The 674-nt window shown below is 65.4% G+C and carries 1 protein-coding gene; it reads right to left on the bottom strand.

The features are described 5' to 3' along the window. Nucleotides 1–674: RNA-guided endonuclease InsQ/TnpB family protein (locus tag ACFFRH_RS44400; protein WP_386164226.1), on the bottom strand; the 674-nt coding region annotated here is incomplete at both ends.

The raw sequence follows: 674 nt of genomic DNA, 5'->3' as shown, positions 1-674 counted from the left end.
CCATGAGGCGTCGGAGATGGCGCGCGCCAAAGAGTGGTTGCGCACCATGTTGCGGACGGTCAGGTCCTCGATCGCGAGCGTTTGGTTCTCGCGCACCAATCGAGTGGTGACCTTGTGCAGGAAGTCCCGCCACCGATCGGCGATCCGGGCATGGGCGCGGGCCACCCTCACCTTTGCCTTGACCCGGTTCGCGCTGCCCTTCGTCTTGCGCGACAACTCGCGCTGCGCCCTGGCCAGCCGTTCGCGGTCGGCCCGCTCGTGGCGCGGGTTGGAGATCTTCTCTCCGGTGGAGAGGGTGAGCAGATGATTCAGCCCGGCGTCGATCCCGACCGTCTGCTCGACGGGCGCAAGCGGACTGATCTTCTCTTCGACCAGCAACGACACGAACCAACGCCCGGCCGCGTCGCGAGAGACCGTCACCGTGGACGGCTGCGCCCCCTCGGGCAGAGAACGCGACCACACGATGGCCAGTGGCGCGTCCATCTTCGCCAGCTTCAGCACGCCTTCCCGAAACGAGAAGGCGTTGTTCTGGAATGTCGCCGATGCCCGTGACTTGTGCTTGGACTTGAAACGCGGGTAGCGGGCACGCTTGGCGAAGAAGTTGTTGAACGCCACCTGCTGTTGCCGAAGCGCCTGCTGGAGCGGCACGTTCGACACCTCGCGCAGGAACTCCA

Source organism: Streptosporangium vulgare, from assembly GCF_042428775.1.
In the GTDB taxonomy this organism is placed as follows: Bacteria; Actinomycetota; Actinomycetes; order Streptosporangiales; family Streptosporangiaceae; genus Streptosporangium; species Streptosporangium vulgare.
This window is presented reverse-complemented; position numbering and strand designations above follow the sequence as displayed.